Source organism: Mucilaginibacter sp. GW821-FHT07H05, assembly GCF_059418485.1.
On the sequence record NZ_JBWKPY010000005.1, the window covers coordinates 164,803 to 186,179 of the forward strand.

Here is a 21,377-nt window from a genome sequence, read left to right on the forward strand (position 1 = left end):
CCTAATCATCTAATCTTCCAGTTCCAGCTGTTTAATATGCCTGATCAGGTTCACCATCTCCAGTTTCAAGGTGCCGTTATACACACCCCTGATACGCCCCATTTTATCTATCAGCAAAACGTTTTCGGTATGCAAAAATTCATTGTTGTTTTTGCTGTAGCCGGTTTCATCATCGGCAAAATAGGCTTTGCGGGCCAGGGTATAAATAGCGTCCTTGTTACCGGTAAGCAGCCACCACTTTTTATTGTCAATTTGATGATCGGCAGCGTATTTAAGCAATACCGGAACGCTATCCCTTGCCGGTGTTACGCTGTGCGATATTAGTCGTACCCGGTCATCCTGCATAAAGGCCCGCTGCACATCGCTTAAGTTATCCATCATTTTGGGGCAAATGCTGCCGCACTTGGCGAAGAAGAAATTGGCCACATAAATATGCCCCTTTAGTTGTTGATTAGTGATGGTTGCACCCAACTGGTTAGTTAAGCTAAAAGGAGCAATGGTATGGATGCCGGGATAGCTCTCATCGCCGGGAGATAGCCACACCGGGGTAAAATCGGGCGTATTATAAAAAGGCAGGCGGTTATCCGGTTTATGATTCCGGCAGCCGGCCAGTATCAGCAAAAATATCATCGCACAGTATCTCATTGTATCAAATTGCGGCAAAGTTTCCTGCCAATTAAACCATATTGCTGTCCGTCTTTCACCACGTAATTGGCGCGCACGGCGCCGTTATCCCACCACATTTGCTGTAAGCCATCCTCGTGCCCCATGGTGTAATGAAACAGGCGGCAAAGCTTGCCGCTGGCATACCATTCCTTTACAGTGCCGTTGTACTCATCGTCTTTAAAAGTGTATTCAAAACGGGGGGTACCATCGGGCCACCAGCTTTTATGTACGCCCTGTTTTTTGCCATTATCAAAATACCTTTCGGCCTGCAATGCTTTGTTGCTGTACCAGTAGCGCGTATAGCCGTCCTGCTTGCCATTTACGTAGGGGATCTGTTTGGCAAACTCTCCGTTAGGGTAACGCTCATAAACGCACCCGGTTAAAGGCACACTTTTATAGTAACAGATACCCCGCAGCTGCATGAGGTGGCTATCGCCTGTTACCACCCACAGTTGTTTATCCTCTTTTGCCTGTATGTTTATCCAGATTAGGGTAAGCAGCAGCAAAACAAAGCCCACTATAAAAGCATCATTGCGAAACTGTACCCGGCGTTCCATAATATCCATTTCCGTTAATGTAAGGGTCGGCAGATGTAATGTGGTAATGATAGATCCCGGCAGGATAATCGGCAGTTACGCCGGTATGGCCGTGGTACACATCCAAATCGGCATTGGTAATAGTTTTGGTTCCTTCCAGCGGACCGTAAACCGGGAACCCATCCAGCAGGAAGCCAATTAACGCGTCCTTGCCCTTATTGGTTGTAATGTAAGTAGGTTCTACATGGTAATGATATACGCCCTGCTGCTGCGGGTGGCCGCCATATTGGTCAAATCCATTCGCCTCGTTAGTAAGGGGCGAATACATAGCCGCGTATTGGTTAAATATAGATACGCCGTTTACCGCTACGCCCATAGCACCCAGCGGGGTTGCGGAATGTGTAGTGGCTACTTTTGGGTTAAGCGGAATTTTGAAAGTAGCATCGGCCTGGGCTATACGGTTAGGGTTAAGGCCAAACTGGGGATTAGTGCCGTTATAAGCCTCGTACCTGGTAGATGCCCAGGTGGTACCCAAATAGTAAGGCGATTTATGATCAGGGAAACCATTGGTTTTGATCACCACAAAATCACCCTCGATATAAATATCGGTAGCGGCATAAATTTTTTTGTAAACAGCCGGTACCGAGGCTCCTACTGTACCTCCCGTAGCGGCACTGCCGGTACTTGTAGTTGTGTTGGTGGTATCGCCAGTCTTGTCTTTTTTGCAGGCTATAGTAATACCAATCAGTATCAATATAGCTAATAGAGGTTTATAAGGTTGCATATAATTGGAATATTTAACCATTAGATGCCGGTTGTTAAATATTCCTTCGGTGGGATGTGAGATTTTTGTAGCGATATGATAAATGTGTCGTTTACTTAGGAAAAACACAATAGGTCATTGCAAGGAGTCAGGAAGGATTATAGCAGGGCGCGACGTGGCAAGATGACGTGTTTTTTTTGCTTCCCCTCTTGAGAGGGGGCGCGTTGGAAAGTGTAGTGGCAGGGGTATGTCCTAACCGAAGTGTATATCGCCGAAAGGACACACTCTTCCACCCCTCTCAAGAGGGGAATCGCACAACCCCCGATCTCCAACGTCGTACACACCTTTAAAGTTCCGCCGGATTTGATAACTCACAATGACCAATAAGGCTAAGAACTCTGGTTAAGTTACTAAACTCTTACTTTTTATTGCCCATGATATAAGCCACTGCACGTTTTATTTCTCTCCGGTTGTTATCTGATATCGGCGGGATATTCAAATCTTTCTGGTCGCCAAAGCCTAAACTTATTGACCGGACCTGGGTATTTAGCAAAGGTGTTAATTGGTTATCGCTCACCACAGCTACAAGCGATGACCGGAGAAATCCATTAACATCCATGACGGTATACTTAGTAGTATCGATTGGGAAATGATAGACGCTGTCGTTTTTAAGTTTAATATTGATCGACATCTTTCTTAAAATTTTTGCGGGCCACCTTTCCAATATCCTTCCCTCTGCAAATTCAATCAGCTTTTCATCTCCCTTAGAAAAAAAGTTTAATTGCTGCCCCATGCTATTGGCTAATACTACAACTGCCGATTTGATCTCCTTCCCGGTTTTTGTGTCTGTCTCCGTTTTAACAATCTGCGACCATGCCGCTGTGTTTAAAGCAAGGCTAATCAATAACATATAAAAACGTTTCATGATAGTGTTTTGGTTTATTGGTTCAGATTATAAGGTTGGTTTCAAGTGTGAAAATGCTAATTTAAATATTATCGGCAAAATAAAAAAGGCACCGGGTATGGTGCCTCTTCAGTAAATTATTGCTCAGGTGGCGGTGGTCCGTGTTGCGGTGGTGGCCCTCCACCCGGAGGGGGTCCTTGTGGTGGTGGCCCGCTGCCCGGTGGGGGATGGCTTCCCGGTGGTGGTGGCCATGGCCTGCCATCTGGCGGTGGTCCGCCAGGTCTTCCATCGGGTGGTCCGCCGTTTGGCGGTCCTTCCATCGGCCGGCTATCAGGCCCGGGTTTATGTTTGCCGGGTTTCCAGTCTGGGCGGCCCTGGTGTGGGCCATCCATTGGTTTGCCGTTTGGTCCCATCTGTCCGGGTTGCCCGCCCGGTCCTCCGCCTTGCGGGTGCGGCTGCGCCATCATGTGCAGCACATGGTTAATTATGGTATCAAATTTCTGTTGCTGACCGGGGTTTAATATCCCCCTAAGCCGGCGGAAGTGGTAATAGGTAGCTGTATCCAATTTATTTTGAGCAACCAGGATCCGCTGCTCTAACAATTCAACTTCGGCCGGTTTACTGTCCGGCTTTTTAAGGTTATCAAAAAACGAATCGCGCATCATACGCTGCTCGCCGCTTACCTTTTGGGTCAACTCCTGGTGTTGCTTACGCAGGGCCTCGTATTTTTTAACCTGACCGGGCGTAAGCTTTAACTCGCGGCTTAGATACTCAAAGGCGGGGCCTTTTATTTGTACAGGGGGGCGTACTGTTTTATTATTGTTCCGGTGATAATTGTTATACCATAGCATTCCCATTAAAACGCAGTTAGCCACTATCAGTATGGCTACAATTACAACAAGGGTTTTAAAACTTTTCATCTTTCTGCAATTTTAATAACTGTAGGAATTGTTCCCCGGGAAATACTCCTCGCTAACGGCGGTTATACCAGTGGCCGCTTTTTTAACCGGGTTATAAGCGTTAGGCTGCTGAAACCTGTTCAGCAGGTAAAAACTACCGGCGTTAATGAATAAGAACAGCAGCAATGCGGCCGAGAGCTTAAACATTAAACGTGTATGCGCCGCCGCCGCGGTTTGCCGACTTAATAGCATACGGTTCTTTATTTTGCTGTACAGGTAGGCATTAGCCTCAACCGGCTGCAGCTTATCCAGGCTGGTTAAGGCCCGTTCTGCCAGTTCTTCTGTTTCCCGTAGTGTTTTCATATCGATTGATAATAATTAAACAATAATTTTTTAAGGCTTGCCTTTGCCCTTGATAATAAAGACTCCACCGCCCCTTCGCTCAGCTGCATAATTTCGGCTATTTCCCGCTGGCCTTTATCCTGTACCTTTTGTAATATAAAGGCCGTTTTTTGGTTCTCGGGCAGTTGGTTTATGGCCTTAAACAGTATAGCCGATTGCTCTTTATTTTCGGCCAACACCCCCGGGTGCACAAAATCAGGCGGATCGTACAGCATTTCCTGGTTGGCGCCAAACAAACTCAAAATAAAGCCGCCGCGCTTTTTCCGGTTTCGGTAACGGATAAAATCCATAGCCTGCGTAATACTGATGCGGTAGATCCAGGTGCTGAGCTTGGCCTGCTGTTTAAAGCTGCCAATGTTTTCATATATCTTTATAAAAACATCCTGGGTAACGTCTTCGGCATCATCCGTATTCTGTAAAAAGCCCAATACCGTGTTGTATACCATGTTTTTATAGGTATCCACCACTGTTTTAAAAGCGTTTTCGTCGCCTTTAAGCAGTCCGGCAATTAGTTCCTGTTCAGTCAATCCGGGGTTATTATGTGGGTTAGACGAGGTTGATTAGTAATTCCTTCGGAGGGAAGTTAAGAAAAATGTGCAAATGTGCGGATGTGCAAATATGCAGATGAAAGGAATGGGTATTAGATGTGCAAATGTGCGGATGTGCAAATATGCAGATGAATGAAATGGCATTAGATGCGCAAATTAGTATATGTGCAGATGAGGAGTTGGGCTGGCATTTGCACATATGCATATTCGCACATCTGCACATTTTCTCCCCCTTTAGGGGCAGGGGGCTATACAGCAGCTTTATCCTTGATGGCCAGTTGCCCGCAGGCCGCGTCAATATCCTTACCACGGCTGCGGCGCACGTTGGTAATAATGCCCTGCTTACGCAGATAGTCGGCGAAAGCCTCTATCTTATCTACATCGGCATTCATATAGTTGGCAAACGAGATAGGGTTATATTCAATGATATTTACTTTGCAGGGCAGGTGTTTGCAAAACTTAGCCAGTTCTATAGCGTCTTCAATGCCATCGTTAAAATCATTAAAAACAATGTACTCGTAGGTAACGGCGTTTTTGGTTTTGGCGTAGTAGTATTTCAGCGCGTCGGCCAGGGCTTTTAACGAGTTTTGCTCGTTAATGGGCATAATGGTATTGCGCTTCTCGTCGTTAGCGGCATGCAGGGATAGGGCCAGGTTAAACTTTACACCGTCGTCGCCCAGTTTACGGATCATCTTGGCAATGCCCGCGGTTGATACCGTAATGCGCTTTGGTGACATGTTGAGGCCTTCTTCGGATGTGATCTTTTCGATAGATTGCAGTACGTTACTGTAGTTCAGCAGCGGCTCGCCCATGCCCATGTAAACAATATTGCTGAGCGGGATACCATAGTTTTCTACCGCTTGCTGGTGAATAAGTACCACCTGATCGTATATTTCGTCGGGATTTAGGTTGCGCTTGCGCTCCATATAGCCGGTTGCGCAAAACTTGCAGGTTAAGCTACAGCCCACCTGAGATGACACACAAGCGGTCATTCGTTCTGGTGCCGGAATTAAAACGCCCTCAATTAAGTGACTATCGTGTAAAATAAAAGAATTTTTTATAGTTTTATCAGCACTAAACTGCGAGTTATGAATTTTTACGTTATTGATGGTAAAAGTTTCTTGCAGCTTGGTGCGAAGTTCTTTAGAAATATTGCTCATCTCATCGAAAGAAACACAAGATTTTTTCCAGAGCCATTCATAAACTTGTTTAGCCCTGAAGGCCTTTTCATCCATCCGGATAAAATGCTCCTGAAGCGATTGCAGGTTTAAGCTGCGGATATCAATTTTTCCTTTCGTATTATTCACAGATACAAAGGTACTTAAATTTTAAAATCATATTTTGAGATCAATCTTTTTTAATTGTAAAATTAAAAAACAACAACTAAAAGTTAATTGTAACTATCTAAAGTAAAAGTGTAGGTTATGATATAAATTTTTAATGCTGTTTCCGGAGGGAGGTGTGCTTAATCAATACCCATGAAAAGTTTTAAAGCCGATTACATTTTTCCCGTCTATGCCGATCCTGTTAAAAATGGAATAGTTACCGTTGATGACTCCGGTAAAATTATTGCACTATCTGATAATCCTGCAGATCATCACGCCACCCATGTTGAAAAACTGGATGGTATCATTTGTCCCGGTTTTATTAATACCCATTGCCATTTAGAATTATCGCACCTGTTAAATAAGGTTCCGTCGGGTAAGGGGATGATCCAGTTTATAAAGGATATCCAAGCTACCCGCAAAGCCGAAGATAACGAAATAGCTGCCGCCGCCCTGCAAGCCGACCAGGATATGTACGATAGGGGTATTGTAGCTGTAGGTGATATTTCAAATAGCGCCATTACTGCATCCATTAAGGCTAAAAGCAAAATGTACTATCATACGTTTGTAGAGATATTTAGCTTTATGCCCGACCGCGCGCAGGCTGTATTTGATAACGCTCTGGCCCTGTTGGAACAGTTTAAACCGCAATCGGGCTCGATAACCCCGCACGCGCCGTATTCGGTATCTAAAGAGCTGTTTAAGCTAATCAAAAGCTATTCGGAAAAACATCAGAACCTGCTCAGTATCCATAACCAGGAATGCGATGACGAGAATAAATTTTACCGCTATAAACTGGGCGGTTTTGTTGATCTGTATCAGCATTTTGGTATAGATATCAGCTTTTTTAAACCGCAGGCACGTAACTCATTACAATCGGTTTTGCCCTTGCTAACCAGCAAGCAACTCATTTTAATGGTGCATAATACCTGCACCAACCTAAAGGATATTTATTTTATTAAGCGTTTTGATAAGAAGGTAAACTGGTGCTTTTGTCCCAATGCCAACCTGTATATCGAAAAGAAACTGCCCAAAATAAACCTGTTCCTTGATCAGGGTAATAACATTACGCTGGGCACGGATAGCCTGGCATCAAACAGTAAGCTGTGCATTTTAAGCGAAATGAAAACCCTGCAGCAAAGCTTCCCATCGCTTGATACTGCGCGACTAATGCAGTGGGCAACACTTAACGGAGCCAAATTTTTAGGTATCGATAAAGATAAAGGCAGCCTTGAAGCGGGCAAAACCCCCGGCTTGAACCTGATAACCGGGTTGGATGGTTTGAAGCTGACCGCGGAGAGCAAGGTGCAAAGGTTAATTTAAACCCCTCCCAACCCTCCCCGAAGGGGAGGGCTTTAAATCATTTATATTATATTTGTCCAATGTTCCTCCCCCTCGGGGAGGTTAGGAGGGGTATATGAAACATCTGGATATTATAGTTGAAGGCAAGGTACAGGGCGTGGGTTTCCGCATGGCTGCCAAGGCCGTTGCCGATCAGTTAGGCGTACGCGGAACGGTAAAAAATCAAAAAGACGGTACAGTGGCTATAGAAGCCGAAGCTGATAGCACCCTGTTGGATATGTTTCTTGATTTTTGCCGGGAGGGTTCGGATACAGCACATGTAACCGGCGTACAATGCCATGAGGGCGAATTAAAAAACTATCGTAATTTTGAAGTGTTAAAACGCGGGTTATAACCCCACCCAAACCCTCCCCAACCGCGTGCCGCATTAGCTTTAACGGTGGCGCAAGGAGAGGGCTTATAAAACTTAAATAAGCATCATTGTCAACCGCTAAAAAATTTGCCGGGCAAACGGCTATATACGGGCTAAGCACTATAGCAGGCCGAGTGCTTAGTTTTTTCCTAACACCTGTTTATACGCGTGCATATTCTGCTAAAGTGTATGGTATTTTCGGTAGTATGTATGCTTATGCCTCTATGCTTAACGCATTACTGGCTTTTGGAATGGAAACAACTTTTTTTCGTTACCTTAATAAAAAGCCTGAAAAAAAAGATGTAGTATATAATAACTCGTTTGGCGTAATCCTTGTCATGTCTGTTATTTTTCTATTGATCACGTTTCCCCTAAGTAACTTGATCACAAGTTGGATACAAGTCGATTTCAATACACCTTTTGCTGAGTATACTATGTATACCAGATATTTTATTGGGATTTTAGTAATTGATGCTTTATGTGTAGTTCCTTTTGCTAAAATCCGTGCAGATGGACGCCCCGGCCGATATGGTAAAATTAAGCTACTTAATATCATCATATTTGTGGGGCTTAATTTAACTTTTATATATGTACTACCATTTATTGTTTTACATAATCTGCCGGGAAAAAGCATAATAATACCGTGGTTTAAGCATGGTTGGTTAGGATATGTGTTTTTATCAAACCTGATAGCAAGCTTAGTTACTTTGTTAATGCTGTTACCCGAATTAATACAGCTTAGGCCTAAATTTAGTAAAGTACTCTTGGCCGAAATGTTAGTATACAGTTGGCCGGTGCTTATTGCAAATTTCTCTTTTCTTATTAATGAAAATCTTGATAAAATTTTATTAGGAAAATTGCTGCCAGTAAAAGAGAGTGCTACTCAGGTTGGTATTTATGTGGCCTGTGCTAAAATATCTATCTTCCTAAGCATATTTGTTAATGCTTTTAGGTTGGGTGCCGAACCATTCTTCTTTAGTCATGCTAATAATAAAAATGCCAGTCAAAACTATGCTCGCATTATGAACTATTTTGTAATTGCAGTATGTATGATATTTGTGGCGCTGGTAGCTAATATAGATCTGCTTAAATATTTTATAAAAGGGAAAGATGTGGCCCAAACTACGCTTTATTGGTCAGGCTTAAGGGTAGTGCCAATACTACTTTTTGGCTATGTAAGTTTGGGCATCTACATGAATTTATCAGTATGGTACAAACTGTCGGATCAAACTAAATACGGGTTATATATTTCTGGTGTTGGGGCAATACTTACTATTATACTTAACGTAATATTTATTCCCTCGTACGGCTACATGGCATCGGCCTGGATATCGTTAACGGCCTATGCCACCATGATGGTGCTCTCCTACATTTGGGGGCAAAAAAATTATCCTATTCCTTACAATGTAAAAAAGAACCTCGCTTATATTGTTACATCAATAATACTCGTTATTTTATCGTTCTATATATTCAATCGTAATATATTTGTAGGTAATGCGTTGCTGGTATTATTTGCGGGCGGGGCATTATTGATGGAAGGAAAAGAATTAAAAGCTATCTTTATTAAACGATGAAAGTCAGAATAATCAACAATTCAAAAAACTTCCTGCCGGCTTATGAAACACCATACTCGGCCGGGATGGACCTGCGCGCTGATGTAGAATCTACTATCAAATTGAGGCCTATGGAGCGTAAACTGATTCCCACAGGGCTGCATATTGAACTGCCTGAGGGATACGAGGCACAGATCCGTCCGCGTAGCGGATTGGCTTTTAAGCACGGCATTAGCATAGTGAACGCGCCGGGAACCATTGATGCGGATTATCGCGGCGAGATCAAAGTTTTGCTCATTAATTTATCACATCACAATTTTGAGATCAACAACGGCGACCGCATTGCCCAAATTGTGGTTGCCAAATTTGAAAAGGTGGATTGGGAAAAAGTTGACGCTTTAAGTGAAACAGTTAGGGGTACCAATGGTTATGGCCATACAGGGGTTTTGTAGTGTTGAGAGATTTTTAATTAGAGATTAGGTAAGGTATAGTGTTAAGATGTTAAAACGCGCTGTTATATTAGGTTTATTGCTTGCCCCGGTAATTGTTTTTGCACAAAGCAAAAAACCGGGAACCCCTGCGCGTGCAGGCAAGCCCTTAACATCTATCGACAGTGTGATGGTGAAGCAACTGTTTTTTTCGGCCCTGCACGAAAAAACGATCGAGAATTTCCCGCTGGCAGCCGATCTGTTTAACCGCGTACTGCAAACCGACCCGGCCAACGATGCCGCCATGTACGAACTGGCCGGCCTGAAAAAATATCAAAAAAACAACAGCGAAGCCCAGCAACTGCTGGAACGCGCCGTAACTATTAATGCCGATAACGAGTGGTACTGGATATCGCTGGCCGATTGCTACGAAAAAACAAACGATATAGCCAAACTGGAAAATGTATTTAATCAGCTGATCAGGATCAATCCGGATAAGCCCGATTATTACTTTGATAAGGCCAATGCTTACTTTATCCAGAAACGGTATGACGAAGCGCTGGCGGTATACAAAAAAGTAGAAGACATTACCGGCCTTAACGATGATATTGTGGCCCAGCGCCAAAAAATATACCTGAAACAAGGCAAGGTTGACCTGGCGGCATCAGAGATTGAAACCATGATAGCGGCCAACCCCGGCCAGGTAAGGTACTATCTGCTGCTGGCCGAAATATATAACTCGAACGGGTTAAATAACAAGGCCCTGCCCGTATTGCAAAAGGCGGTAAAAATGGATCCCGGCAACGGAATGGTGCATTTGGCTTTAGCTGATATCTACCGCGAGAAGAAAGATGCCGAAGCCTGCTTTAACGAACTGGAACTGGCCTTTGCTATCCCCAGTCTGGAGATTGATCAAAAGATTAGGATCATACTGGGTTATGTCCCCAAATTTCCCGAACCTAATGCTAAGGCCAGCGCGCTGGAGCTAAGCCGTATTTTAACCGTAGCACACCCGTCGGTTGCCAAAGCTTTCGCTATTTATGGCGATATGCTGATGCAGAATGCAAAATATAAAGAGGCAAAGCCCGTTTATAAAAGATCGATAGAGCTGGACGACCAGGTTTATGGCGTACAGGAACAACTGGTAAGGCTTGAACTGGGCGATAACGATATTGATGCCGCGCTAAAGGATGGGCAAAACGCTTTATCGCTTTTCCCTAACCAGGCCTGGATGAATTATTTGGTGGGCGTAGCCTATCTGCAAAAAAAGAATTATACCAAAGCATTAAGTTATCTTAAAAACACAACTTCATTAGAACTTCAGGATAAGGACCTACTTTCGCAATGTTTCTCTGCTTTAGGCGATGTGTATCACGAGCAGAAAGATAATGCGAAGTCGGACGAGGCTTACGACCGTTCATTGACATACAACCCGGATAACGCTTATACGTTAAATAATTACGCCTACTATCTGTCGGTACGGGGCGAGCGTTTGGATAAGGCGGCAGCCATGTCAAAACACGCCAACGAGTTACAGCCCAATACCGCATCGTTCGAGGATACTTACGCCTGGATACTGTTCAGGCAAAAAAGCTATCCCGAAGCAAGGGTATGGATAGAGAAGGCTTTGGTACACGATAAAGACCACAGCGCCGTACAGGAAGAACATTATGGCGACATTATGTTTTACCTGGGCGATACCAACGCCGCGGTAGAGAACTGGAAAAAAGCGAAAGAGAATGGCGCGAAATCGCCTGTGCTGGAAAGGAAAATAAATGAAAGAAAGTACATTGAATAAAATATTAACAGGGTTTTGCATCATCATAGCTTTAGCAGGCTGTAAAGCGCGCAAGCAGCTGGCAGTTACCCGTACACCGGTAAAGCAGCCGGTGGTTTCGCCGGTAAAAACGGCATCGCCGGCTGTTAACGATAAACTGATTGCCATCCGTGCCAAACAGTTTACCTTTAATACTTTCAGTGGTAAGGCTAAAGCTAAACTGGATATTGATGGTGATAAAAATGATGCTACACTTAATATCCGCATCCAGCGCGATCAAAAAATATGGGTTTCGGTTACGGCTTTGTTAGGGATAGAAGTAGCCCGTGCGGTAATTACTCCTGATAGTATTTGGGTAGTGAACCGCCTGCAGGGCGTTTATATGAAAAAGCCGTTTAGCTACCTGTACCAGTATGGAGGCAGCCAGGTAAATTTTAAAACGCTGCAGGCGCTGCTTGTTGGTAACGCCATACCCGAAACACTGGCCGATAACGCTAATGTTGGCACCGATAACGGCAACACACTGGTATCGGGCCAGTTGCAGGACCTGATGTATAATTTAATCATCGGGCCCGATTTTAAAGTGAGCCAGACCAACTTAAATAACCAGCTGGCCGCCTTAACCTTACAGGTAAGCAACAGCGCGTTTATACAAGCCGATAACCGCATTATGCCATCGCAAATAGATATTGTATCTTCGGCCGGGAATAAAAAGGCAAATATTAATTTGCACTATAACAGTGCCGAATATGATAAGGTATTGGAATATCCCTTCAGCATACCCGACAGGTTTACCCCTGTTGACTGATAATATTGATTGATGAGATTTTATAAAATAGTTTTAATTATCGTTTGTTTTTTTGCCGCGGCAACGGCATTCGGTCAAACCAGCAGCGAATTAAAGCGCCGCCGCGATAAACTGAACGAAGAACTGGAACAGTTAAACCACCAGTTAGAAGAAACGCAGAATAACAAAAAAGCCAATCTGAAACAACTGAACCTGATTAAAGCGCAGATCAGTTTACGTACATCGAAGATAAATACCATCAACTCCGAGATCAGGTTGCTGGATAACCAGATCCAGGAAAGTAATAATACCGTACATAGCCTGCAAGGGCAGTTAGACCAGTTAAAAAAGGAGTATGCAGCCATGGTGCTGTTTGCTTATCACAACCGAAGCTCATATAACCAGCTGATGTTTATATTTTCTTCGGGCAATTTTAACCAGGCCTATAAGCGGATGAAGTACCTGCAGCAGTTTGGGGCCTACCGCGAGCGGCAGGCCGAAGCTATTAAAGGCACACAAACCGAGTTGCATGTTAAAATAAACGAACTGGATAAAACCAAAAAAAGCAAAAGCGAGCTTTTAGCCGATCAGGAAAAAGAAAAACAAAACCTGGGTAAGGCTAAAAAGGACGAAGACCAGGTAATATCCGAACTATCAAGGCAACAGGGGCAGCTAAAGCAGCAGCAGATAGAGCATCAGCGCAGCATTACAAAGATGAACCAGCTGATAGCCGCGGTAGTACGTAAAGAAATTGAAGAAGCAAGGCGCAAAGCCGAAGAAGAAGCCCGCAGGCGCGAAGCCGCGGAAGCTGCCAAAGCTAAGGCTGAAGGCAGGGCGGTAGAACCATCTACGGTAAAACGGATCACCAAAACGTCAACCACCAGCGAGGTGCTGAATGCAACTCCCGAAGCCGCAAGGCTTTCAAACGACTTTTTGGGTAACAAGGGGCGTTTACCATGGCCGGTTGCCAACGGAGGGATTACACAGGGCTTTGGTATGTATACCGAAGGCGGTATCCGTAACGAAAGCAAAGGGGTTGATATCCGTACCGAGGAAGGCGCAAAAGTAAGGGCTGTATTTAACGGCGAAGTGAGCCAGGTAGTTAATGGCGGCGGTAGCTACATTATTATTATTAAGCATGGCGAGTACTTTACCGTTTATACTAAATTAAGATCGGCAAATGTATCGCCGGGGCAAAAAGTAACTACCAAGCAAATACTGGGTACGGTTGAAACAGACAGCGCCACCGGTATTGCCACCGCGCATTTTGAATTATGGAAGGGTGTAAATGCAGTAAACCCAACCCAATGGTTAACACCTAATTAATTTAAACTAAGTGTTTTCTAAATTGTTTATATTTGTAAATTAAATAAAGTGAATATGTTAGGCTTAGTTCCTTTATTTCTGAACATTGGATCTTCGGAAATGATATTGATCATGTTTGTGGCGTTGTTGCTGTTTGGGGGCGATAAGCTGCCCGGCCTGGCGCGCGGACTGGGGAAAGGGATCCGCGATTTTAAAGATGCGTCGGAAGGGGTGAAGCGCGAGATCAATAACCAGATTAACAACTACGAAGAGAAAAAAACAACTAACGATATTACCCCGCATACCGAAGTAGAAGAGCACGAAAGCATGGAGGCCGAATCGCGCCCGTTAATTGATACCAGCCCTGTGGCGGGTACTAAACCAATTGGCAGCGATAGCCATGAGGAAGCGGTAGCACACGAAGAGGAAGGCCATGCCGGCGGTTCGGGCATTAATTTAAACAAGCACAATTAAGCGGGTTATCAACACATAAATATATAAATCATACATAAAACATAGGAATCATGGGATTAGGCGCACCAGAAATTATTCTGATTATACTTGCAATTTTATTGCTGTTTGGAGGTAAAAAAATACCTGAATTAATGAAAGGCCTTGGTAAAGGCGTTAAAGAATTTAAGGATGCCCAAAACGGCGAAAGTACAACCTCAGCTACCGAAGAAAAGAAATAATTTCGTCCGTAAGAGATCTTCTTATTTTTAACCGGCATTTGCTGTACAGCTTTTTTTGAAACTTATCTGTTGATAATTTAATTGTCAACCGATAAGTTTTTTTATTTTAGCGCCCATGTCAAAAAACTATACCTCTTTAGTCGAGATTGATGCCGCTCTGCAAAAAGGCGATATTACGGTTGAAGCTTTAGTTGCGGGCTATTTGCAGCGCATTGGGGAATACGAACACCTGAATGCCTTTAACGAGGTTTTTGCCGATGAAGCTACGGCCCGGGCAAAAGAAATTGATACCCGCGTTAAAGCAGGTACAGCCGGCAAGTTGGCGGGTATGGTTATTGCCATAAAAGATAATATCTGCTATAAGGGGCACCAGGTAACCGCCTCATCAAAAATACTGGAAGGCTTTACTTCCATTTTTTCATCAACCATAGTTGAACGTTTATTAGCCGAAGACGCCATTATTATAGGCCGCTGCAATTGCGATGAATTTGCCATGGGCGGCGCAAACGAAAACTCCTGCTACGGCCCTGTACATAACTTCGCCGATGAAACCCGTGTTTCGGGTGGCTCGTCGGGTGGTTCGGCGGTTGCGGTACAGGCCGGTATGTGCCACGCCGCCATTGGTACCGATACCGGAGGCTCGGTACGTCAGCCTGCTGCTTTTTGCGGGGCAATTGGTTTAAAACCTACTTACGGGCGCATTTCGCGCCACGGCATTATTGCCTATGCTTCATCGTTCGATCAGGTGGGGCCTATCACGCAATCGGTAAGCGATGCCGCTCTGCTGCTGGATATTATGGCCGGGCCTGATGATTACGATAGCACTACTATCCAATCCCCGTATCCTACGCAGGGGACGGTTATCCCTTCATCCGGAACGAAAAAAATAGCTTATTTAAAGGAGGCATTGGAAAGCGAAGGCACAGATGCCGAAGTAAAAGCCATGCTGACCGCCAATATTGAAAAACTGCGTGCCGAAGGGCATACCGTTGAGCCGGTTAGTTTTGAATACCTGGATTACCTGGTGCCTACCTATTACGTTTTGGCTACCGCCGAAGCATCAAGCAACCTGGCCCGGTACGATGGGGTGCACTACGGTTACCGAAGCCCCAATGCAACCGATCTGTTAAGTACCTACAAGCGCTCCCGCTCCGAAGGTTTTGGGAAGGAAGTAAAGCGCCGGATTATGATAGGTACCTTTGTATTAAGCGCGGGTTATTACGATGCTTATTATGCCAAGGCCCAAAAAGTACGCCGCCTGATCCAGCAAAAAACCAACGAGATACTGCAGCAATACGATTTTATTATGGTGCCCACCGCCCCCGAACCTGCCTTTGCCATTGGTATGGAAGAGAAAGACCCGGTGGTAAGTTACCTGCACGATATTTTTACCGTACAGGCATCATTAGCGGGTGTACCGGCTATTTCCCTGCCCGCGGGCAATAACAGCAAGGGTTTGCCGTTAGGTTTACAATTGTTAACAAAACAGTACGCCGAAAAGGAATTACTGGAATTTTCCGATTATTTTTTGAAATTAACTTTAAATTAAATAATTTAGTAGTTTCCAAATAACCGTAATTTTTTACGTTGATTAAAACCCTAATAATGAAGAGACTATTTACGATTGTAATCTGCCTTGCATTATCACCAATCACCCAGGCATCCGGGATTTTTACCACCAAAGCCGACTCAAACATTACAGGCGCTAAACGCGATACTTTATTTGTACCCGTTGTTGCCCCGGTAATTTACAGTCCGTACCAAACCACGTTTAAAAAACGGTTAGATTCCATCCAGAAAGAAGTCCCGCTTAACTACAATGCCTTTGTACAAAGCTATATTGATATTTATACTTCGCCCGGCCGCAAAAACGATATAGGCCGCATGCTGGGCCTGGCCAAATACTATTTCCCTATTTACGAGAAAGCTTTCCGTGAGGCCGGTATCCCCGAAGAGATCAAATTCCTGTCGATCGTAGAATCAGAACTGAACCCTAACGCCGTATCGCGCGTAGGTGCAACGGGTCCATGGCAGTTTATGGCCGCTACGGGAAAGGTCTTCGGTTTAGCTATTAACGATGATATTGACGAACGCCGCGACCCGATAAGGGCTAGCTACGCCGCCGCTGCCTATCTGAAAGAGGCCTACCAGGAATTTGGCGATTGGCTGCTGGCCATTGCCAGCTACAACTGCGGAAAAAGCAGCGTGGAGCGTGCTATTGATAAAGCCGGCGCTACCGATTTTTGGGCCATCCGCCCGTATTTGCCAAACGAGACCCGTGGCTACGTACCGGCTTATATAGCGGTATCCTACGTAATGAACTATTTTAAACAGCACAACATTATACCCCAGGCCTGCACTATTGCCAAAACGGATACGCTGATCATTACTAAATCGGTATCGTTAAGTAATATTGCCCGTTTGCTTGATGTGGATGCTAAAGATGTTTACCTGCTAAACCCGGCCTATAAGCGCGGCGTTATTACCGCTACGGCAGCCAACCCGCGCAGGTTAGTGATACCGCAGCCCACCCCCGGCCAGTTCAGCATGATATATGAGGCGCTGAACAGCGATGGCCCGGTAACGTATACCCCGGCTGTTTACGCGGCTGCGCCAACGGTTAATAAATCATCATCGCGCCCGGAGCAAACGCCATCGTACCATACCGTTAAACGCGGCGAAACCCTGGCCGATATTGCCGGCGAATACGGCGTGGATATACAGGACCTGAAAGCCTGGAATAACCTGCATAGCAGCAAAGCTACCGTAGGTAAAAAATTAAGGTTAAGCGAAAGCGCGGCAGGTGACGACAGCCCCGCAGAGAAAAAAGCGGTTAAAAAATACCTTACCTATAAAGTACGTAAAGGCGATACCCTAAGCGCTCTGGCCGAAAAATTTGAAGCTAGCGTAGATAGTATTAAAGAACTGAACGGCTTAAAGAAAAATGCCCTGCAACCGGGTATGACTTTAAAGATTACGAAAGTATAAGGTTAGCTGAAAGCATAAAGACTAAAGCGAAAAGCTAAAAATTGAAAGCCCGGCTTGGATAACAAGGCGGGCTTTTTTGTACCTTGTAATTTCAATGGAAAAATCATCGGTATCAAAATATCAGCTTACCTCGGCAAACGACTGCCAAATTATTAGTATGGGGGGACCTTACATTGGGGATGTAATGTTTGAAGGGAAGGTTATTTCAGAAGGTGGTATTTCAGATAATTATGTTTATAAAGAAGATTCTGGCCTACTTTTTTTTGTGAAATATCATCGTATATCTAAATGGCAAAAAAATAATTATTTCACCATAAACTTTTACAACATCAATAATAACAAGGTTTATGAATTTGATAGGAAGTTTGACATGGTACATATTAAACAATTTATAAGTTCGTCCGAATTGGAAATTTTCCGTGCCTTTCATGATCAGTATTTAAGCAAGAGAGAGATCTTTAATTTGGATGACGAAGAGTTAACCGAAGTATAATTAATACTAATTATTGTAACTTACATCCTCAAAACCAATACCCAATGACCATCCCCGAATACATTAGCCAGCAGCCTGCCGAACGGCAAGCCTTAATGACCGCCCTGCACGAAGCCATTATGACTAACGATAGCACTGTTACCCCGGTAATAGAACCGATGATGGGTAAGGAAATGATCCTGTATAAGGAGAAAGTCTACATGAAATACGGCCTTGCAAGTGTGCAGAAATATATGTCGTTGCATTGCCTGCCCATGTATATGAATGTCCCCTTGCATAGCAAATATGTTGATCTGCTGCCGGATGCTAAATTTCAAAAGGGCTGTATCAATTTTACAGATGCTGCGGCCCTGCCTGTGGAAACGGCTGCTGCACTAATAACCGATTGCGCAGGCATTAGTATTGCGGCATTGTTAGAGAATAGGAACAAGAAGAAAAAATGAGTGCTCTAAGCTGCCGGTTCAGGCGTCCACGCTTGAACTATGAGCGGGGTGAGCGTCCACGCTCACGTTTAATCCTTAAATCATGGGTCAGACTAAAAAAGAATTGTAATTTTGGGGCTTGAATGGAGAGAAGATGAATAAAACCAATCGTAAACAGGACGCGTTAAATTATCACTCAAAAGGCCGTCCCGGTAAAATACAGGTAGTACCCACTAAGCCCACCAATTCGCAACGCGATTTAACCATGGCTTACTCGCCCGGCGTAGCCGAACCCTGCCTGGCCATAGCAAATAATATTGATGACGTATATAAATATACCGCCAAGGGTAACCTGGTAGCGGTGATCAGTAATGGTACTGCCGTTTTAGGCCTGGGTAATATTGGCCCCGAAGCCAGCAAGCCGGTAATGGAGGGCAAGGGCCTGCTGTTTAAGATCTATGCAGATATCGACGTATTCGATTTAGAACTGAACGTAACCGACGTTGACCAATTTGTAAACATTGTTAAAGCGCTGGAGCCAACCTTCGGCGGGATCAACCTGGAGGATATATCGGCCCCAACCTGCTTTGAGATAGAGCGCAGACTAAAGGCGGAAATGAATATCCCCGTAATGCACGATGATCAGCATGGCACGGCCATTATATCGGGCGCGGCGCTGATGAATGCCTGCGAGATCCAAAAAAAGAAACTGGACAAAATTAAGCTGGTAGTGAACGGCGCGGGTGCCGCGGCTGTTTCCTGCACTAAAATATACCTGTCGCTGGGGGTTAAAAAAGAGAACCTGGTGATGTTTGATATCAACGGCCTGCTGCACACCAGCCGCACCGATCTGGACGAAATGCGGATGCAATTCGCTACCGACCGTAAAGATATCAAAGACCTGAAAGATGCCCTGAAAGGCGCCGATGTATTGATCGGCCTGTCGGCAGGAAACGTGGTTACGCCTGATATGCTAAAGGGCATGGCTAAAAACCCGATTGTGTTTGCCATGGCCAACCCTAACCCCGAGATAGCTTATGATATCGCTGTTGAGGCCCGTCCGGATATGATTATGGCTACCGGCCGCTCGGATTTCCCTAACCAGGTAAATAACGTATTGGGCTTCCCGTTCATCTTCCGCGGCGCGCTGGATGTAAGGGCTACTGCCATTAACGAAGAAATGAAACTGGCCGCCACAAAGGCCATTGCCGAACTGGCTAAAAAACCCGTACCTGAAGCCGTTAACCTGGCCTACGGCGCCCGTAACCTGAAGTTTGGTAAGGATTATATCATCCCTAAACCCATGGACCAGCGCCTGCTGATAGAAGTATCATCGGCGGTAGCAAAGGCTGCAGTTGATTCGGGCGTAGCCCGTAAGGTAATTACCGATTGGGACGCCTATAGCGAAGAATTACGGTCGCGCATTAATAAGGATGACAGGCTGATGCGTAACCTGTCTATCAAAGCCAAAGAAAACCCTAAACGGGTAGTATTTGCCGAGGCTGATAACTACAAGATATTGCGTGCCGCCCAGATTGTGAAGGATGAAGGCATCGCCACCCCGATATTATTAGGCAATACCGAAAAGATCAAACAGATTATGCGGGAGAACGAGCTGGAACTGGATGATGTAAAAATTATTGATACCCGCCAGGAGTGCGAGCACGCGCAGGAATATGCCGAGTATTTGTATAGCAAACGTCAGCGCCGGGGTATCACCCAGTACGAGGCTAAAAAAATGATGCGCGACCGTAACTATTACGGCGCCAGCATGGTTCAATTTGGCCATGCCGATGCATTGATATCTGGGCTGACCAAAAACTATGTAACCACCGTAAAACCGGCGCTGCAAATTATCGGTACCGAACCGGGCGTGGCCAAGGTAGCGGGTATGTATATCATGATCACTAAAAAGGGGCCGGTGTTTTTTGGCGATACCACCGTAAATGTCGACCCAACGGTGCAGGACCTGGTAGATATTACCGTGCTGATAGAGCGTTCGGTAAAACGGTTTATCGGTAACCCCCGGGTGGCGTTGCTATCTTACTCCAACTTTGGATCGAATGATGGGGATATCCCCGAAAAAACCCGCGAGGCGGTAAGGATCCTGCACAAGCAATATCCCGATATGGTGATTGATGGCGAAATGCAGGCCAACTTTGCGATCAATACCGAACTGTTAAAAGATAATTACCCCTTCAGCACGCTGAACGGTAAGCCGGCCAATACGCTGATATTCCCTAACCTGGAATCGGGTAACATAGCCTACAAACTGTTGCAGGAATTGGGCGGCGCCGAAGCGGTAGGGCCAATTTTGCTGGGCCTAAAAAAGCCGGTGCACGTATTGCAGTTAGGCAGCTCGGTAAGAGAGATTGTAAATATGATCACCATTGCAGTGGTTGACGCGCAGGCGAAAGAAGAGACGGCTAAAAGCTAAAAGCTAAAAGCTAAAAGCTAAAAGCTGAAAGACTAAAGCAGAAAGCTTTTAGCTTAATTAAACGAAATAAATGAACAACTGGAGAAAGCTTTAAGCCTTGTGCTTTTAGCTTTCTGCTTTAAAGTAAAAGAATGTACGCATACATCGACGGTAAATTAGTTTTTAAAAGCCCTGCTTATGTGGTAATTGACGCGGGCGGTGTAGGCTATCATATCAATATCTCGTTAAATACCTATTCAAAGCTGGGCGAGGGCGAAAAATGTAAATTATTTACATGGCTGCACGTTAAAGAGGACGCGCATACGTTATATGGTTTTATAGAGGAGGCCGAGCGTCGCCTGTTTTTACATTTAATATCAGTTTCGGGCATTGGGCCAAACACCGGCCGCATGATCTTGTCGTCTATTACCCCGCAGGAGATACAGGCGGCCATTGTGGGCGGTAATGTATCGCAGATCCAGCGGATAAAGGGGATAGGGCCAAAATCAGCGCAGCGGATGATCCTGGAATTACAGGATAAGCTGAAAAAGGACGGCCCCGATACCCTAATCAGCATGCCGGTAACGGTTACCGCTAAGGATGAAGCGCTATCGGCACTGGTGATGCTGGGCTTTGCACGTAATACGGCAGAGAAGGTACTTGATCAGGAAATTAATAAAAACGGCGGTAATTTAACGGTTGAACAACTAATTAAATTTGCGCTGAAAAGTTTATAATTACATATCATTATTGAGAAGA

The 21,377-nt window shown here is 44.9% G+C and carries 23 protein-coding genes; 15 read left to right on the forward strand and 8 right to left on the reverse strand.

What is annotated here, in order from left to right; genetic code table 11:
* Positions 1 to 9: 9 nt before the first annotated feature.
* From AC07M6_RS14745 to rlmN, 8 genes are all read right to left on the reverse strand, one after another.
* Positions 10 to 645 carry an SCO family protein gene (locus tag AC07M6_RS14745; RefSeq protein ID WP_494890656.1) on the reverse strand — a complete coding sequence of 212 codons (636 nt, stop codon included), beginning with the start codon at positions 643 to 645 and terminating at the stop codon, positions 10 to 12.
* Positions 642 to 1,223 carry a toxin-antitoxin system YwqK family antitoxin gene (locus AC07M6_RS14750; protein ID WP_494890658.1) on the reverse strand — a complete coding sequence of 194 codons (582 nt, stop codon included), beginning with the start codon at positions 1,221 to 1,223 and terminating at the stop codon, positions 642 to 644. Before AC07M6_RS14750 ends, AC07M6_RS14745 begins: the two co-directional genes overlap by 4 nt.
* Positions 1,195 to 1,986, reverse strand: a complete 792-nt coding sequence (locus AC07M6_RS14755) for a YHYH protein (RefSeq protein WP_494890660.1) — start codon at positions 1,984 to 1,986, stop codon at positions 1,195 to 1,197. Before AC07M6_RS14755 ends, AC07M6_RS14750 begins: the two co-directional genes overlap by 29 nt.
* A 397-nt stretch (positions 1,987 to 2,383) precedes the next feature.
* On the reverse strand, positions 2,384 to 2,890 hold the full coding sequence (locus AC07M6_RS14760) for a hypothetical protein (protein ID WP_494890661.1): 507 nt from the start codon (positions 2,888 to 2,890) through the stop codon (positions 2,384 to 2,386).
* A gap of 116 nt (positions 2,891 to 3,006) precedes the next feature.
* A complete protein-coding gene (locus AC07M6_RS14765) occupies positions 3,007 to 3,789 on the reverse strand; it encodes a Spy/CpxP family protein refolding chaperone (RefSeq protein WP_494890663.1) in 783 nt (260 codons plus the stop codon).
* A gap of 12 nt (positions 3,790 to 3,801) precedes the next feature.
* Entirely contained in the window at positions 3,802 to 4,131 is a 330-nt protein-coding gene (locus tag AC07M6_RS14770) for a hypothetical protein (RefSeq protein ID WP_494890665.1), read from the reverse strand.
* Positions 4,128 to 4,697 carry an RNA polymerase sigma factor gene (locus AC07M6_RS14775; protein WP_494890667.1) on the reverse strand — a complete coding sequence of 190 codons (570 nt, stop codon included), beginning with the start codon at positions 4,695 to 4,697 and terminating at the stop codon, positions 4,128 to 4,130. The genes AC07M6_RS14770 and AC07M6_RS14775 overlap by 4 nt, the downstream gene beginning before the upstream one ends.
* 269 nt (positions 4,698 to 4,966) lie before the next feature.
* A complete protein-coding gene (gene rlmN, locus AC07M6_RS14780; protein ID WP_494890669.1) occupies positions 4,967 to 6,025 on the reverse strand; it encodes a dual-specificity RNA methyltransferase RlmN in 1,059 nt (352 codons plus the stop codon).
* A gap of 171 nt (positions 6,026 to 6,196) precedes the next feature.
* On the opposite strand from rlmN, the gene AC07M6_RS14785 reads away from it, so the two are divergent.
* The 15 genes from AC07M6_RS14785 to ruvA all read left to right on the forward strand — a co-directional run bounded on the left by AC07M6_RS14785 (position 6,197) and on the right by ruvA (position 21,355).
* Positions 6,197 to 7,366 (forward strand): amidohydrolase family protein, encoded by a 1,170-nt coding sequence (locus AC07M6_RS14785; protein ID WP_494890671.1) that lies wholly within the window; start codon positions 6,197 to 6,199, stop codon positions 7,364 to 7,366.
* 94 nt (positions 7,367 to 7,460) lie between these two features.
* Entirely contained in the window at positions 7,461 to 7,739 is a 279-nt protein-coding gene (locus AC07M6_RS14790) for an acylphosphatase (RefSeq protein WP_494890672.1), read from the forward strand.
* A gap of 86 nt (positions 7,740 to 7,825) precedes the next feature.
* Positions 7,826 to 9,331 (forward strand): lipopolysaccharide biosynthesis protein, encoded by a 1,506-nt coding sequence (locus tag AC07M6_RS14795; protein ID WP_494890673.1) that lies wholly within the window; start codon positions 7,826 to 7,828, stop codon positions 9,329 to 9,331.
* Positions 9,328 to 9,762, forward strand: coding sequence for a dUTP diphosphatase (gene dut / locus AC07M6_RS14800; RefSeq protein ID WP_494890675.1), 435 nt, complete (start codon positions 9,328 to 9,330; stop codon positions 9,760 to 9,762). Before AC07M6_RS14795 ends, dut begins: the two co-directional genes overlap by 4 nt.
* Positions 9,763 to 9,808: 46 nt before the next feature.
* Entirely contained in the window at positions 9,809 to 11,536 is a 1,728-nt protein-coding gene (locus tag AC07M6_RS14805) for a tetratricopeptide repeat protein (RefSeq protein WP_494890676.1), read from the forward strand.
* Positions 11,514 to 12,323 (forward strand): lipoprotein insertase outer membrane protein LolB1, encoded by an 810-nt coding sequence (gene lolB1 / locus AC07M6_RS14810; RefSeq protein WP_494890677.1) that lies wholly within the window; start codon positions 11,514 to 11,516, stop codon positions 12,321 to 12,323. The genes AC07M6_RS14805 and lolB1 overlap by 23 nt, the downstream gene beginning before the upstream one ends.
* A 12-nt stretch (positions 12,324 to 12,335) precedes the next feature.
* Positions 12,336 to 13,628, forward strand: coding sequence for a murein hydrolase activator EnvC family protein (locus AC07M6_RS14815; RefSeq protein ID WP_494890678.1), 1,293 nt, complete (start codon positions 12,336 to 12,338; stop codon positions 13,626 to 13,628).
* 54 nt (positions 13,629 to 13,682) lie between these two features.
* Complete coding sequence (locus AC07M6_RS14820; protein WP_494890680.1) at positions 13,683 to 14,081, forward strand: Sec-independent protein translocase subunit TatA/TatB; 399 nt, start codon at positions 13,683 to 13,685, stop codon at positions 14,079 to 14,081.
* Positions 14,082 to 14,131: 50 nt separating this feature from the next.
* Positions 14,132 to 14,299, forward strand: a complete 168-nt coding sequence (gene tatA, locus AC07M6_RS14825) for a twin-arginine translocase TatA/TatE family subunit (protein WP_494890682.1) — start codon at positions 14,132 to 14,134, stop codon at positions 14,297 to 14,299.
* A gap of 115 nt (positions 14,300 to 14,414) precedes the next feature.
* Positions 14,415 to 15,848, forward strand: coding sequence for an Asp-tRNA(Asn)/Glu-tRNA(Gln) amidotransferase subunit GatA (gene gatA, locus AC07M6_RS14830; protein ID WP_494890684.1), 1,434 nt, complete (start codon positions 14,415 to 14,417; stop codon positions 15,846 to 15,848).
* A 56-nt stretch (positions 15,849 to 15,904) separates the two neighbouring features.
* Positions 15,905 to 17,287 (forward strand): lytic transglycosylase domain-containing protein, encoded by a 1,383-nt coding sequence (locus tag AC07M6_RS14835; protein WP_494890686.1) that lies wholly within the window; start codon positions 15,905 to 15,907, stop codon positions 17,285 to 17,287.
* Positions 17,288 to 17,381: 94 nt separating this feature from the next.
* Positions 17,382 to 17,780: a hypothetical protein gene (locus AC07M6_RS14840; protein WP_494890688.1), complete on the forward strand. Its 399-nt coding sequence runs from the start codon at positions 17,382 to 17,384 to the stop codon at positions 17,778 to 17,780.
* 44 nt (positions 17,781 to 17,824) lie between these two features.
* On the forward strand, positions 17,825 to 18,223 hold the full coding sequence (locus AC07M6_RS14845; protein ID WP_494890690.1) for a hypothetical protein: 399 nt from the start codon (positions 17,825 to 17,827) through the stop codon (positions 18,221 to 18,223).
* Between the two features lie 133 nt (positions 18,224 to 18,356).
* Positions 18,357 to 20,639, forward strand: coding sequence for an NADP-dependent malic enzyme (locus AC07M6_RS14850; protein WP_494890692.1), 2,283 nt, complete (start codon positions 18,357 to 18,359; stop codon positions 20,637 to 20,639).
* 131 nt (positions 20,640 to 20,770) lie between these two features.
* Positions 20,771 to 21,355: a Holliday junction branch migration protein RuvA gene (gene ruvA / locus AC07M6_RS14855; RefSeq protein WP_494890694.1), complete on the forward strand. Its 585-nt coding sequence runs from the start codon at positions 20,771 to 20,773 to the stop codon at positions 21,353 to 21,355.
* Positions 21,356 to 21,377 lie beyond the last annotated feature (22 nt).